Origin of the sequence: Nocardioides sp. N13(2025) (assembly GCF_051912545.1) — a bacterium.
Classification (GTDB): domain Bacteria; phylum Actinomycetota; class Actinomycetes; order Propionibacteriales; family Nocardioidaceae; genus Nocardioides.
The window spans coordinates 209,191-222,759 of the sequence record NZ_CP196809.1; the positions used below are offsets into that span (position 1 = coordinate 209,191).

At 72.3% G+C, this 13,569-nt stretch carries 13 protein-coding genes and 1 tRNA gene; 8 read left to right on the forward strand and 6 right to left on the reverse strand.

Annotated elements, in window-relative coordinates:
• Nucleotides 1-10 precede the first annotated feature (10 nt).
• Together ACS3YM_RS01070 and ACS3YM_RS01075 are read left to right on the forward strand one after the other, a co-directional pair.
• Complete coding sequence (locus ACS3YM_RS01070; RefSeq protein WP_439938200.1) at nt 11-988, forward strand: sulfate/molybdate ABC transporter ATP-binding protein; 978 nt, start codon at nt 11-13, stop codon at nt 986-988.
• 59 nt (nt 989-1,047) lie between these two features.
• Entirely contained in the window at nt 1,048-1,698 is a 651-nt protein-coding gene (locus ACS3YM_RS01075) for a cobalamin B12-binding domain-containing protein (protein WP_439938201.1), read from the forward strand.
• On the opposite strand, the gene ACS3YM_RS01080 is transcribed toward ACS3YM_RS01075, so the two are convergent.
• On the reverse strand, nt 1,682-2,173 hold the full coding sequence (locus ACS3YM_RS01080; RefSeq protein WP_230441655.1) for a YajQ family cyclic di-GMP-binding protein: 492 nt from the start codon (nt 2,171-2,173) through the stop codon (nt 1,682-1,684). The genes ACS3YM_RS01075 and ACS3YM_RS01080 overlap by 17 nt on opposite strands.
• 84 nt (nt 2,174-2,257) lie before the next feature.
• Here ACS3YM_RS01080 and ACS3YM_RS01085 point away from each other — a divergent pair.
• The 4 genes from ACS3YM_RS01085 to ACS3YM_RS01100 all read left to right on the forward strand — a co-directional run bounded on the left by ACS3YM_RS01085 (nt 2,258) and on the right by ACS3YM_RS01100 (nt 5,948).
• A tRNA-Tyr gene (locus ACS3YM_RS01085) sits at nt 2,258-2,339 on the forward strand.
• 65 nt (nt 2,340-2,404) lie between these two features.
• Complete coding sequence (locus ACS3YM_RS01090) at nt 2,405-3,637, forward strand: AGE family epimerase/isomerase (protein WP_439938202.1); 1,233 nt, start codon at nt 2,405-2,407, stop codon at nt 3,635-3,637.
• A gap of 8 nt (nt 3,638-3,645) precedes the next feature.
• Nucleotides 3,646-4,611, forward strand: coding sequence for a carbohydrate kinase family protein (locus ACS3YM_RS01095; RefSeq protein ID WP_439938203.1), 966 nt, complete (start codon nt 3,646-3,648; stop codon nt 4,609-4,611).
• Nucleotides 4,608-5,948, forward strand: coding sequence for an MFS transporter (locus ACS3YM_RS01100; protein WP_439938204.1), 1,341 nt, complete (start codon nt 4,608-4,610; stop codon nt 5,946-5,948). Before ACS3YM_RS01095 ends, ACS3YM_RS01100 begins: the two co-directional genes overlap by 4 nt.
• A 6-nt stretch (nt 5,949-5,954) precedes the next feature.
• On the opposite strand, the gene ACS3YM_RS01105 is transcribed toward ACS3YM_RS01100, so the two are convergent.
• Genes ACS3YM_RS01105 through ACS3YM_RS01120 form a run of 4 tightly spaced genes read right to left on the reverse strand, consistent with a single transcriptional unit; the run spans nt 5,955 to nt 9,616 of the window.
• Nucleotides 5,955-6,635 (reverse strand): histidine phosphatase family protein, encoded by a 681-nt coding sequence (locus tag ACS3YM_RS01105; RefSeq protein ID WP_439938205.1) that lies wholly within the window; start codon nt 6,633-6,635, stop codon nt 5,955-5,957.
• 11 nt (nt 6,636-6,646) lie between these two features.
• Nucleotides 6,647-7,555, reverse strand: a complete 909-nt coding sequence (locus tag ACS3YM_RS01110; RefSeq protein ID WP_439938206.1) for a metallophosphoesterase — start codon at nt 7,553-7,555, stop codon at nt 6,647-6,649.
• A gap of 22 nt (nt 7,556-7,577) precedes the next feature.
• Nucleotides 7,578-8,792, reverse strand: a complete 1,215-nt coding sequence (gene fahA / locus ACS3YM_RS01115; RefSeq protein WP_439938207.1) for a fumarylacetoacetase — start codon at nt 8,790-8,792, stop codon at nt 7,578-7,580.
• Complete coding sequence (locus tag ACS3YM_RS01120) at nt 8,789-9,616, reverse strand: hypothetical protein (RefSeq protein ID WP_439938208.1); 828 nt, start codon at nt 9,614-9,616, stop codon at nt 8,789-8,791. Before ACS3YM_RS01120 ends, fahA begins: the two co-directional genes overlap by 4 nt.
• A 65-nt stretch (nt 9,617-9,681) precedes the next feature.
• Between ACS3YM_RS01120 and ACS3YM_RS01125 the strand changes: the two genes are divergently transcribed.
• Entirely contained in the window at nt 9,682-10,914 is a 1,233-nt protein-coding gene (locus ACS3YM_RS01125) for a homogentisate 1,2-dioxygenase (protein ID WP_439938209.1), read from the forward strand.
• Between the two features lie 503 nt (nt 10,915-11,417).
• Here ACS3YM_RS01125 and nemA read toward each other — a convergent pair.
• Nucleotides 11,418-12,512, reverse strand: a complete 1,095-nt coding sequence (gene nemA, locus ACS3YM_RS01130) for an N-ethylmaleimide reductase (protein WP_439938210.1) — start codon at nt 12,510-12,512, stop codon at nt 11,418-11,420.
• Between the two features lie 100 nt (nt 12,513-12,612).
• Between nemA and ACS3YM_RS01135 the strand changes: the two genes are divergently transcribed.
• Nucleotides 12,613-13,554 (forward strand): pirin family protein, encoded by a 942-nt coding sequence (locus ACS3YM_RS01135; protein WP_439938211.1) that lies wholly within the window; start codon nt 12,613-12,615, stop codon nt 13,552-13,554.
• The last annotated feature ends 15 nt before the right edge of the window (nt 13,555-13,569 follow it).

Consider the following 13,569-nt stretch of genomic DNA (forward strand, 5'->3'; position numbering starts at 1 on the left):
GTCACCACCCATGAGCATCGAAGTAACCGGCCTGAACAAGAAGTTCGGCGACTTCGTCGCGCTGGACGACGTCAACGTCACCATCCCGACCGGTCAGCTCACCGCTCTCCTCGGGCCCAGCGGCGGCGGCAAGTCGACCCTGCTGCGCATCATCGCCGGCCTGGAGAAGGGCGACACCGGCTCGGTCAACATCGAGGGCGTCGACGCCACGCACCTGCCCGCGCAGAAGCGCAACGTCGGCTTCGTCTTCCAGCACTACGCGGTCTTCAAGCACATGACCGTGGCGAAGAACGTCGCCTTCGGCCTCGAGATCCGCAAGCGGCCCAAGGACGAGATCGAGCAGCGGGTCCAGGAGCTGCTCAAGCTCGTGCACCTCTCGCAGTTCTCCCACCGGCTGCCGTCCCAGCTCTCCGGAGGCCAGCGCCAGCGCATGGCCCTGGCCCGCGCGCTGGCGGTCGAGCCGTCGGTCCTGCTCCTCGACGAGCCCTTCGGTGCGCTCGACGCCAAGGTCCGCAAGGAGCTGCGCGACTGGTTGCGCCGCCTCCACGACGACGTGCACGTGACGACGGTCTTCGTCACCCACGACCAGGAGGAGGCCATGGAGGTCGCCGACGAGATCGTGGTGATCAACGAGGGCCGCGTCGAGCAGGTCGGCACCCCCGACCAGCTCTACGACGAGCCCGCCAACGACTTCGTCATGTCGTTCCTCGGGGAGGTCACCCACCTCGGAGGGGTCTCGTTACGCCCGCACGACATCGAGCTGGACACCCGGCCGCGGCTGGCCGGCGGCGTCGAGGGCACCGTGTCCCGGATGGTCCGGATCGGCTTCGAGGTGCGGCTCACCGTCCTCACCGTCGACGGCGACGAGGTGGCCGTGGTGGTGACCCGTGCCCACGCCCGGTCGTACGGCCTGGAGGAGGGCAGCACCGTCTGGCTCACCCCTGCGGATGGAGCGACCGTCGTGCCGCGCATGGCTGTCGCTGGTTGATCCGTCCTAGACCTCGTCAACTGCCCACGCGCGAGCACGTCAGCGACTAGCGTTCGCGCGTGGACACGACGACCAAGGAGGAGCTCTGGGCGGCCGTCGAGGCATTCGACGCCGCGGCCGCGGAGATCGCCATCGCCAAGCTCTTGTGGGACGTGCCCCTGTCGGGCGCCGTCGCGGGAGTGGTGCTGCCGTTCCTCCAGGAGGTCGGTGACCGCTGGGAGGCGGGCACGCTCTCGGTGGCCCACGAGCACTTCGTCAGCGACATGCTGCGCCGCAAGCTCTCGGCGCTGTCCGCGGTCCCGCCGCAGCACTCGCTCGACGACGAGTCCGCGCGTCCGCCGGTCGTGCTGCTCGCCTGCCCGCCCGGCGAGCGCCACGACATGGTGCTGCTGTGCGTGGCCCTCATGCTGCGGGAGCGCGGTGCCCGGGTCCTCTTCCTCGGGGCGGACACCCCCATCGCCGCGGTGCTCACCGCGGCGCGCGCGGCCAACGCGGACGCCGTCGTGCTGGCCGCGACCAGGTCGACCGCCTTCACTGCCCACGCATCGGCGCTGCGGCGGCTGGCGCAGGACCACGCCCTGTACGCCGCCGGCCGCGGTGCGGACGACCAGACGGTCGACGAGATCGGCGCCGTCGCCCTCCCGGTCGACCCGGTGCGCGCGGTCGTCTTCCTCGTCGGTGCGCTGAGCCGCGTCAGCGGTAGTTGGTGAACTGCACCGCGAAGTCGTAGTCCTGCGACTTCACCAGCTGCTGGACGGCCTGCAGGTCGTCGCGCTTCTTCGACGACACCCGCAGCTCCTCGCCCTGGACCTGCGCCTTGACGCCCTTGGGGCCCTCGTCGCGGATCAGCTTGGAGATCTTCTTGGCGTCCTCGGAGGTGATGCCCTCCTTGAGCGCGATGTCGATCTTGGAGACCTGCCCGGACTGGCGCGGCTCGGAGGCGTCGAGGATCTTGAGGCTCTGGTTGCGCTTGATCAGCTTGTCCTGGAAGACGCTGAGCACGGCGCTCGCGCGGTCGTCGGCCGATGCGGTGATCTCGATGGCCTTCTCGCCCTTCCACTCGATCGACGCGCCGGTGCCCTTGAAGTCGAAGCGGGTGGCGATCTCGCGAGCCGCCTGGCTCAGCGCGTTGTCGACCTCCTGGCGGTCCAGCTTGCTCACGATGTCGAAGCTCGAGTCAGCCATTCTGTGCCTCCTTGTGGGGCCCCGTCAGGGGTGCCCCGGCGATTCGTGGTGAAGTCCGTGCCTTGCTATTGTTCCGCACGGCCCGGCAGGTTGCCCGAGCGGCCAAAGGGAGCTGACTGTAAATCAGCCGGCAATGCCTACAGAGGTTCGAATCCTCTACCTGCCACTGGACGCAGTCCAGTCGCGAGACCCCCGTCGACAGGCGGGGGTCTCGTGCATTTGACTCACGGGGTGAGCCTCCAGCCCTACCCCGACGACCCCTGGCTGGACGCCGAGTGCCGCCGCCTGCTGGGCTTCGGCCGCCGCATCATCCATCCCGCGGGTGGCGCGGCCTGGCTCGACGACACCGGCGCCCCTGACCTGTCGCGTCCGGTGCACACGTGGATCACCAGCCGCACCGTGCACGTCTTCGGGCTCGGCTCGTTGCTCGGCGTCGAGGGGTGTACGCCGATCGCGACCGCCGCGCTCGACGGGCTGCGGACCAGGCTGCACGACGACGAGCACGGAGGGTGGTTCGGCGCGGTCGGCGCCGACGGCACACCCGACGGGACCGGGAAGTCCTGCTACGCCCACGCCTTCGTGATGCTGGCCGGGTCCACCGCCGTGGTCGCCGGGCTGCCCGGAGCAGGCGAGCTGCTCGCCGACGCGACGCGCGTCTTCGAGGAGCACTTCTGGGACGACGCTGCGGGCCGGGTGGTGGACGAGTGGGACCGCGGTTGGACGGCGCCCGAGCCCTACCGCGGGCTCAACTCCGCGATGCACTCCGTCGAGGCGATGCTGGCCGTGGGCGACGCGACCGGCGACGCCGAGTGGCACGCTCGGGTCGCCCGGACCTGCGAGCTCGTCGTCGGGCTCGCGGCGTCGTACGACGGCCGGCTGCCCGAGCACTTCGGGCCGGACTGGTCGCCGGACCTCGAGCTCAACAGGGACCGCCCCGACGACCCCTTCAAGCCGTTCGGAGCGACGGTCGGGCACGGGCTCGAGTGGTCGCGGCTCCTGCTCCACGTCGAGGCCGCCCTGGGAGCCGAGGCGCCCGCCGACCTGCTGGAGGCGTCCCGCGCGCTCTTCGACCGTGCCGTCGCCGACGGCTGGCACGTCGACGGCGCCCCGGGCTTCGTCTACACCACCGACTGGGAGGGGCGACCGGTCGTGCGCACCCGGATGCACTGGGTCGCGGCGGAGGCGATCGCGGCCGCGGCGGCCCTGCACCGGCGTACGGGTGAGGGTGCCTACGCGCAGTGGTACGCCGAGTGGTGGGCCTACGTCGTCGAGCACCTGCGCGACACACGACTGGGCTCGTGGCACCACGAGCTCGACGCCACCAACCGGCCGCAGGCCACGGTCTGGCCGGGCAAGCCCGACCTCTACCACGCGGTCCAGGCGACGCTGCTCCCGCGACTCCCGCTGGCGCCGGGTCTCGCCCGCGCAGTGGCACTGTCGGACGGGCTCCGGGCACCGGCATGATGGACGGCATGACGGTCGCGCAGCCCACGGTCCTCGTCGTCGGCGAGGCCCTCATCGACGTCGTCCCCGACGCCGGCGGACAACCGCAGGACTACCCCGGCGGCAGCCCCGCCAACGTGGCCATCACCCTCGGCAGGCTCGAGCGTGAGGTGCGGCTCGTCACCCTGCTGGGCGACGACCCGCGCGGCGCCCTGATCCGCCGGTGGCTCCAGGCCAGCAACGTGACGGTCCTCGCCCAGCCCACCGGCAGCGGACGGACGTCGACCGCCGCCGTGACGCTCGACGAGACCGGGGCCGCGAGCTATGTCTTCGACCTCGACTGGGACCTGTCCGCCGTTCCGGACCACGAGTGCGACGTGATCCACGTCGGGTCGATCGCGACCGTGCTCGACCCCGGCGCCGACACCGTCCTCGACGCCGTGCGGGCGCGACGGGACCGCTCCGTGGTGTCCCTGGACCCCAACGCGCGGCCCGCCATCACGCCGGACCGCACCGGCCCGGTCGCCCGGGTCGAGGAGCTCGTCGCGCTCGCCGACGTGGTCAAGGTCAGCGACGAGGACCTCCTCTGGCTCCATCCCGAGCACGACCCGGTGCAGACCGCGACCCGGTGGGCGAGCCAGGGGCCGGGGCTCGTCGTGGTCACCCGCGGCGGCGAGGGTGCGGTCGCCGTACGCCCCGGCGGCGCCACCCTCGAGGTCCCGGGCGTGCCGGTGACGGTGGCCGACACCGTCGGTGCCGGTGACACCTTCAGCGGCGTGCTGATCGACGCCCTGCTCCAGCTCGGCGTGCACGGTCCGGGTGGCCGTGAGGTGCTGCGCTCGCTGTCCGACCGTGACGTCCTCGGTGCCGTGACGACCGCGGCGATCGGTGCGGCGATCAACGTCTCGCGCCCCGGCGCTGACCCGCCGTCGCGGGCCGAGCTCGCCGCCGCCCTCGGCCTGCCCCCTGCCGGTGGCGAAGCGGGCGAGGAGTGAGCGCAGAGCAGGTCCATGACATCGGCAAGCGCCGGGCCTGGCTGATCTGGTCCGTCTCGCTCGCCGTCTACATCCTGGCGGTCTTCCACCGCAGCTCGCTCGGTGTCGCGGGCATCATCGCCTCCGAGCGCTTCGACATCAGCGCCACCAGCCTGGCGACCTTCACGGTGCTGCAGCTCGTGGTGTACGCCGGCATGCAGGTGCCGGTCGGCGTCCTGCTCGACCGCTACGGCTCGCGCACCATGCTGCTGTGCGGCCTGGCCCTGATGACGGTCGGCCAGTTCGGCTTCGCCTTCGCCGAGTCGTTCGCGGCTGCCGTCGCCTCGCGCGCGGTGGTCGGCGCGGGCGACGCCATGGTCTTCGTCAGCGTGATCCGGCTCGTCACGGTGTGGTTCCTCGTGCGGCAGGCGCCGATGGTGACCCAGCTGACCGGGCTGTCCGGCCAGCTCGGCGCGATCGCGGCGGCCGGCCCGCTGTCGTACCTGCTCCACGAGCTCGGCTGGACCCGCGCCTTCGCGCTGACCTCGAGCGTAGGCGTGCTCCTCCTCGTCGCGGTCGTCGTCCTCGTCAAGGACTCGCCCTACCGGCGCTCCGACGTGGTGGCCATCAAGCTGCGCGCCCTGGCCCAGTCGGTGCGCACGGTCTGGGGCAACCCCGGCACCCGCCTGGGCATGTGGTCCCACTTCAGCTCGCAGTTCTCGGCCACGGTCTTCGCCCTGCTGTGGGGCTACCCGTTCCTGGTCCAGGGGCTCGGCTGGACCGCCAAGGGTGCCGCCACGCTCCTCATGGCGATGACGGCCTGGGCGGTGCTGAGCGGGCTGGTGCTCGCCCGCCTCGTGTCACGGCTTCCCTACTACCGCTCGTGGATCGTCGTCGGCGTCGTCCTCGCGATGGTGGTGCCGTGGACGGCGGTGCTGCTGTGGCCGGGCGCCGCGCCCGACTGGGTGGTGGTCGTGATGGCCTTCGCCACCGCGAGCGGCGGCCCGGCCTCGATGGTCGGGTTCGACCTGGCCCGGTCCTTCACCCCGCCGCACGAGACCGGCCGGGCCAACGGCCTGGTCAACGTCGGTGGCTTCACGGCCTCGCTGCTCACCATGGCCCTGATCGGGATGGTGCTCGACCTGTCCGCCAGCGGTGGCATGGACTCCTACACGCTCGGCGACTTCAAGCTGGCGATGGCCGTGCAGTACCTCTTCTGGGCGGTCGGGGTGGTCCAGGTGCTGCGCTACCGGCGCCGCGGCCTCGCCCACCTGGCCCGCCTGCACCCCGGCTCGGTCGAGCAGATGAAGGCCGGCCAGCCCTTCGTCCACCCCGGCATCGGCACCGAGGGCGTCTGACCGGGCTCAGCCGATCTCGCCGTCCCCGTCGGAGTCGAGGTCGCCGGTCGGGTCCTCGGCGGTCGGGTCCTCGAGGAACTCCCCGCCGACCGGGTGGCCCTGCCACGACACCATCTCCCAGCCGGCCTCGAAGTCGCCCTCGAGCACGATGAGGGCGGTGTTGTGCAGGGGAGTCGTGGGCGCGGGCGCGTCCGGGTGCGGCACCATGCGGGTGGAGATCCACGTGCGCAGCGCCGCCCCGTGGCTGACGACGAGTGCCGCCTCGTGGCCGGCGGCGACGATCGAGCGGACCGCGGCGTCGAAGCGCTCGAGGAACTCCTCCCCGGTCTCGCCGCCCGGCATCCGGTGGTCGAGTCGGCCCTCGAGCCACGTCGCCACGCTGCCGATGTAGCCCGCGATCGCGTCGTGGTCGTTGCGCATCTCGAAGTCGCCGGCGTCGATCTCCTGCAGCCCGTCGAGCTGGGTGAGGGGGAGGCCGCGATCCTCCGCAGTGGGGGCGGCGGTCTGGTGCGTACGCACCCGGCTGGAGACGAAGATCGCGTCGAGCGCCTCGTCGGCGAGGGCCTTGCTCGCCGCCACCGCCTGGGCCCGCCCGAGGTCGGTCAGGTCGAGACCGGGGTGGGCGGTGTCGAGCTCGCCGGACACGTTGGCGTGCGTCTGGCCGTGGCGCATGAGCAGGAGTCGCACAGGAGGGACCTCTAGCTGTTGAAGGGGGACTTCTTGGACGAGGCCAGCTCGAAGGCCTCCTCCAGGCTGACGGTCTCCAGCGCCTCGGCGATGTCGGAGCCGACGTGGCTGACCTCCGGGCCGCGCTCGAGGGGGACGAGGGTGTGCACGAGCCGGTCGTCGTAGGTGTGCACCATCGTGAACGCCTGGCCCGCGTCGACGCCGGAGACGAACCGGTCGACCGGCGCGGGGTCGCTGGTGTAGCAGCTGGCCGAGGCCACGGAGACGGGTACGCCGGCGAAGGTGGACCACGTCGACAGGTGCAGGTGGCCGGCCAGGATGCCGCGCACGTCGGTGCCGGTGATGACGTCGGCCAGCGACTGCTGGTCGTGCAGCTCGATGAGCTCGGCGGCGCGCAGCATCGGAAGCGGGAGCGGCGGGTGGTGCATCGCGAGCAGGGTGCCGTGCTCGGCCGGGGTGGCGAGCACGTCGGCGAGCCAGGCCAGCTGCTCGGGCTCGAGGACGCCGTGATGGTAGCCCGGGACGCTGGTGTCGAGGGCGACGATGCGCAGCCCGTCGACCTCGTGGACCCGGTCCTGGAAGCCGGCGTCGTCGGAGTCGAACAGCCCGCGGGCGAACGGCGCCCGCTCGTCGTGGTTGCCCATCGTCCAGACCACGATGGCACCGCGCTCGGCGGCCCACGGCTCGACGATGGAGCGCAGGGTGGCGTAGGCGTCGGGCTCGGCCCGGTCGGCGAGGTCGCCGGTGAAGACCAGTGCCTGCGGGACCGGGCGGACGGCGTCGAGGCGGTCCAACGTGCGCCGGAGGTTGGCGACGTTGTCGATGACGCCGTAGTGCAGGCCACCGCCGCCGATCAGGTGCGGGTCGGAGAGGTGCGCGATCGCGTGCCGCGGGGCGACGTGCTGGCCGAGCTGCTTCACGGCGGACAGCCTAGGACCAGCCTCAGCGGGCGGGGAGGATGCGTCCGGTGACCTCGCCGAGCGTGATCCGGCCGCCGGCGGTGCCGGGCGCGCTGTAGCGCAGGGTCACCTCGTCGCCGTCCTCGAGGAAGGTCCGCTCACGACCCCCGGCGGTGAAGGGCTCCTTGCCGCCCCAGCTCAGCTCCAGCAGCGAGCCGCGCTGGTCGCGACCCGGGCCGGAGACGGTGCCCGACGCCCAGAGGTCGCCGGTGCGCAGGCTGGCGCCGTTGACCGTGGTGTGCGCGAGCATCTGGGCCGGCGACCAGTACATGGTGTCGTACGGCGGGCGCGCGACGACCTCGCCGTCGAGCACCACCTCGATCTCGATGTCGAGGCCGGCCGGGCCGTCGACGCGCAGGTAGTCGAGGACCTCCGGGTCGTGCTGACCCGGCAGCTCGGTCCAGGCGGCGTCGAGGGCCGCCAGCGGGGTGACCCACGCGCTGATCGAGGTCGCGAAGGACTTGCCGAGGAACGGGCCGAGCGGGACGTACTCCCAGGCCTGGATGTCGCGCGCCGACCAGTCGTTGAGTCCCACGACGCCGAAGGTGTGGCGGGCGAAGTCGGCCGTGGCGACCCGGTCGCCCATCGCCGAGGGGACGCCCACGACGAAGCCGAGCTCGGCCTCGATGTCGAGGCGCTGGGAGGGCCCGTAGGTCGGTCGGTCCTCCGTCGGCGCCTTGCGCTGGCCGCACGGTCGCACCACGTCGGTCCCCGAGACGACGACCGTGCCCGAGCGGCCGTGGTAGCCGACGGGGAGGTACTTCCAGTTCGGCAGCAGTGGCTCGGCGTCGGGGCGGAACATTCGGCCGATGTTCGAGGCGTGGTGCTCGGAGGCGTAGAAGTCGACGTAGTCGCCCACCGTGAACGGCATCAGCATCCGCACCGAGTCGACCGGCGACAGCGCGGGCTCGACGAGGTCGCGCTCGGTCTCGTCGGTGAGCAGCCCGGTGACCCACGCCCGGGTGGAGTCCCAGACCGCTGGCCCGGCGGCCATGAACGGGTTGAGCGTGGGCTGGTCGAAGAGCGCGTGCGTGTCGACCATGTCGGCCGCGGCCACGATGCTCAGGTCGAGCACCTGGTCGCCGATGCGGACCGCCACGCGCGGGTGCTCACCGGAGCGCGCGAAGACGCCGTAGGGGAGGTGGTCGATGTCGAAGCCGGAGCCGGCGGCTCCCTCGACCCAGGTCTGCGCGGTCATGTCTTCTCCAGCGTGTCGGGGGACAGGAGTCCGAGGGCGATCAGGTCGTCGAGGGGCTCGGTGACCGAGCACGACCCGAACGAGGTGAACCAGCGACGGGCCGACGACAGGTCGGTCGCGGCGAGGGCCGCGCCGTCGCGCTGCTCCAGCGCGTCGGCCGCGTCGGCCACCGTGCCGCCGTCCCAGAGGGCCCGGGTGGCGGCCATGACGTTGAGGAAGCCGTGCGAGCCGCCGCCCTCCGGGTCGTGGCGCACCGCGCGGTGCAGCCCGGCGGTGGCCTTGAAGCGGGTCTCCCGGTCGAGGGCCGCGTCGATCCAGGCGGCGACGGTGCGGGAGTCGGGGACCAGGTCGTGGTCGACGTTGCCGAGGCGGAGCTTGAGCCGGTGCCCGCAGGCGGCGACCTCGTCGGCCGCCGCGAGCCACGACGCGGTGGCCGGGCCGGGGATCTCGACGAAGACCGGCACGTCGAGCTCGGCGGCGCGGGCGGCGGCGTCGATGCGGCGTACGTTGCCGACCGGGTCGTCGGCGTCACGGACCGCGACCTCCAGCCCGGCGAGGCGGAGGTCCTTGCGCGCCGCCAGCGAGGCGACTCCCTCGACGGCGCCGGCCCCGCTGGTCAGCACGACCGAGACGGGGACGTCGGCGGGGACCGATCCGAGGCGGGTGTCGGTGACGACGAAGGAGCCGACCAGGTCGGCCCACCACTCGCCCGCGCGGTCGGCGTACGCCGTCAACGCATCGGCGAGGTCGGCGTTGCCCGGCGGGAAGACCGCCGCGTCGTCGACCAGGCGACTCCACGCGACGGGTACACGATCATCATCCACGGGGCTACTCTAGCCACCAGATAGCGGACACTCATGTCCGATAATCGGATGATTGGAGCGGGCGGATGGCCCACTACCGAGCCTTGGGCCGACTGCCCCGCCAGCGCCACACGCAGCTGCGCGACGAGGACGGCCAGCTGTTCCGCGAGGAGCTGATGGGGGAGGAGGGCTTCTCGTCCGACTCGTCCCTGCTCTACCACCGCGGGGTGCCCAGCGCGATCACGAGCAGCGAGGTCTGGGAGCTGCCCGACCAGACGCGGACGCCCAACCACCCGCTCAAGCCGCGCCACCTCAAGCTGCACGACCTGTTCCCCTCGGGCGTGGCCGGCGCGTGCCCGGTGGAGGGGCGCAGGATGGTCCTCGGCAACAACGACGTCCGGATCGGCTACGTGCTGACCGGCACCGACCCCTCCCCGCTCTACCGCAACGCCATCGGCGACGAGTGCGTCTACGTCGAGTCCGGCACCGGCACCGTCGAGACGGTGTTCGGCGTCGTGCCCTACCGGTCCGGCGACTACGTCCTCATCCCTCGCGCGACCGACCACCGCTGGGTCCCCGCGGAGCCGTCGCGGCTCTACGCGATCGAGGCCAACAGCCACATCCACCCGCCCAAGCGCTACCTCTCGCGCTTCGGGCAGTTCCTCGAGCACGCGCCCTTCTGCGAGCGCGACCTGCACGGCCCGTCGGAGACCTTCCAGGCCGAGGGCACCGACGTCGAGGTCCTCGTCAAGCACCGTACGAGCGCCGGCATCGTCGGCACCCGCCTGACCTACGCCACCCACCCGTTCGACGTCGTCGGCTGGGACGGCTGCCTCTACCCCTACACGTTCAACATCGAGGACTACATGCCGATCACCGGCAAGGTCCACCAGCCGCCGCCGGTGCACCAGGTCTTCGAGGGGTGGAACTTCGTGATCTGCAACTTCCTGCCCCGCAAGGTCGACTACCACGACCTCGCCATCCCCGTGCCCTACTACCACTCCAACGTCGACTCAGACGAGGTCATGTTCTACGTCGGCGGCGACTACGAGGCGCGCAAGGGCTCGGGCATCAACGTCGGATCGATCAGCCTGCACCCCGGCGGCCACGCGCACGGCCCCCAGCCGAGCGCGATCGAGGCGTCCCTCGGCGCGGAGTTCTTCGACGAGTCCGCCGTCATGGTCGACACGTTCGCGCCCCTCGAGCTCGGCGAGGGAGGGCTGGCGGTCGAGGACCCGGCCTACGCCTGGACCTGGGCCGGTCGCGGACCCGACACCGGCAACGGCGACGGCGGGCCCGCGGTCTTCAGCAACAGCTGACCCAGGCCGCGCCGGTCGCCCGCTGGGTGGCGGCATACGACATCCGCCGCCCGTCGGGTGGCGGCATACGACAGCGCCTGGGCCGATTCGTGTGTCGGATGCCGCCAGGGTGGCGCGGGCCCCTGTTGGATGCCGCCAGGGTGGCGCGGGCCCCTGTTGGATGGCGGCATACGACATCCGCCGCCCGCTGGGTGGCGGCATACGACATCCACCGCCCGCTGGGTGGCGGCATACGACGTCCGCCGCCCGCTGGGTGGCGGCATACGACAGCGCTTGAACCGATTCGTGTGTCGGATGCCGCCAGGGTGGCGCGGGCCCCTGTTGGATGCCGCCAGGGTCACGTGGACCGACATCGGATGGCGGCATACGACATCCACCGCCCGCTGGGTGGCGGCATACGACGTCGACTCAGCCGTGAGACGTGCCGGATGCCGCCAGGGTCGCGCGGACCGATGTCGGATGCCGCCAGGGTCGCGCGGACCGACATCGGGCGGGCGCCGGGCTCAGGCCGCGCCGTACGCCGGGTAGTCGGTGTAGCCCGCGGAGTCACCGCCGTAGAACGTCTCCGGCTGGGGCGGGTTGAGGGGCAGCCCCTCCGCCAGGCGGCGCGGCAGGTCGGGGTTGGCGATGTACGCGCGACCGAAGGCGGCCGCGTCGATGAGGCCGGCGTCGAGCAGGCGCTCGGCCTTGGCCAGGTCGTAGCTCCCGGCGCCGACGATGGGACCGGGGTGCGCCTCGCGCAGGGCGCGCCGGTAGTCGTCGTCCAGCGCCGGACCGCCGGCCCAGTCGGGCTCGGAGAGGTGCAGGAAGGCCAGGTCGCGGCGGCCGAGCTCGCGGGCGACGTAGAGCCCGGCCTCGGCGCCCTCGGGGTCCTCGGTGCCGTTGAACGAGCCGATGGGGGAGACCCGGACGGCGACGCGGTCCGCGGACCAGGCGCCGATGACGGCGTCCGTCACCTCGAGCATCAGCCGGGCCCGGTTCTCCAGCGCGCCGCCGTACTCGTCGGTGCGCAGGTTGCTGTCGGCGGCGAGGAACTGGTGCAGCAGGTAGCCGTGGGCACCGTGGATCTCGACCAGGTCGAAGCCGGCCTCGCGGGCGTTGAGCGTGGCTCGTCGGTAGTCCTCGACGACCCGGGGGATCTCGTCGAGGCCGAGCGCGCGCGGCACGGGGCAGGCGACCCGCGTCGGCCGGCCGTCCTCCCCGCGCACGGTGGTGCGGTTGCGGTAGGGCCCGGCACTGGCCGAGACCGGGAGCTCACCGCCGTGGAAGGACTCGTGCGAGACCCGGCCGACGTGCCACAGCTGGGCCGCGATCAGGCCGCCCGCCTCGTGCACGGCGTCGGTCACCCGGCGCCACCCGGCGACCTGCTCGTCGCTGTGGATGCCCGGGGTGTCCATGTAGCCCTTGCCCTCGGGGCTGATCTGGGTGCCCTCCGAGATGAGCAGCCCGGCGCTCGCCCGCTGCACGTAGTACTCGGCCATGAGGTCGTTGGGCACGTCGCCGGGGGCCGTGGCGCGCATCCTGGTGAGCGGCGCCATCAGCACGCGGTTGTCGGTGCGGACGGCGCCGAGGGACAGGGGGTCGAAGAGGGAGGGCATGACAGGCCCCAACGGGAGGCCCGCGACCCCTATTCCGGGACCAGGGCGCGACGCCGCCGGCCTCCCCACGGATTGAGCCGTGCGGGTACGGTGACCAGCGATGACCACGCACATCGACGTGCTCCCTCCTCGCGAGGTCCCGTTGGGCGGTCCCCGGGCCATGCGCGTACGACGCACGCTCCCGCAGCGGCACCGTTCCCTGATCGGCGCCTGGTGCTTCGTCGACCACTACGGTCGCGACGACGTCGACGCGTCCGGGGGCATGGTGCTGCCGGCCCACCCGCACACCGGGCTGCAGACCGCGAGCTGGCTCTTCGACGGCGCGCTCGAGCACCGCGACTCCGTCGGCAGCCTCGCCACCGTGCGGCCCGGCGAGCTCAACCTGATGACCGCAGGGCGCGGCATCAGCCACAGCGAGGTCTCCACCCCCGACACCACGGTCCTGCACGGGGCCCAGCTCTGGATCGCGCTCCCCGACGACAGCCGCCACGTCGACCCCGGCTTCGAGCACTTCGCGCCCGACCCCGTCCGCGGCCCCGGGTGGGAGGCCCGCGTCTTCATCGGCTCGCTGCTCGGTGCCAGCTCGCCGGTCACCGTCCACACGCCGCTCCTCGGCGCGGAGCTCATGCTCGCCACCGGCAAGAGCCTCGAGATCGAGGTCGACGAGTCCTTCGAGCACGGCGTCCTGCTCGACGTCGGCACCGTCGACGTCGACGGCCACGACCTGAAGCCGAGCGAGCTCGCGCACGTCCGGGCCGGCCGTACGACGCTCACGATCACCGCCCACGACGAGGCCCGGCTGCTGCTGCTCGGTGGGCCGCCGTTCGGCGAGGCGATCGTGATGTGGTGGAACTTCATCGGCCGCAGCCACGAGGAGATCGAGGCCTACCGCCGGGAGTGGCAGGAGCAGATCACCGCCGACGGGTCGGTCGTGGAATCGGGCCGGGCGGTGTCCGACGGCCGGTTCGGCGTGGTCGACCTCGACCTCGCGCCCATCCCGGCGCCGATCCTGCCCCACGTGAGGCTCAAGGAACGCCGCTGAGCCCCACCCGGCGAC